The following is a 260-nucleotide window of genomic DNA, read 5'->3' on the forward strand; positions in this document are numbered from 1 at the left end:
GCATTCAGATCAACAAATGGCTCAAGACCAGCGTAGGTGTCCGAGCGACCCCTGGCAGGATCGGCTGGCGCAAAGTGAGCATCGTCGCGCAACTCGGACGGCGTTGGCGCATTCAGATCAACAAATGGCTCAAGACCAGCGTAGGTGTCCGAGCGACCCCCGGGAGGATGGGCTGGCGCAAAGTGAGCATCGTCGCGCAACTCGGACGGCGTTGGCGCATTCAGATCAACAAATGGCTCAAGACCAGCGTAGGTGTCCGA

Annotated in this window: 1 protein-coding gene; it reads left to right on the forward strand. The window is 59.6% G+C overall.

Annotated features, from left to right (window positions below):
• Nucleotides 1-74 precede the first annotated feature (74 nt).
• A partial coding sequence (locus tag I6F35_RS39770; RefSeq protein WP_225122986.1) for a hypothetical protein occupies nucleotides 75-260 on the forward strand: 186 nt, incomplete at its 3' end.

It is taken from the genome of Bradyrhizobium sp. BRP22 (genome assembly GCF_020194175.1).
In the GTDB taxonomy this organism is placed as follows: Bacteria; Pseudomonadota; Alphaproteobacteria; order Rhizobiales; family Xanthobacteraceae; genus Bradyrhizobium.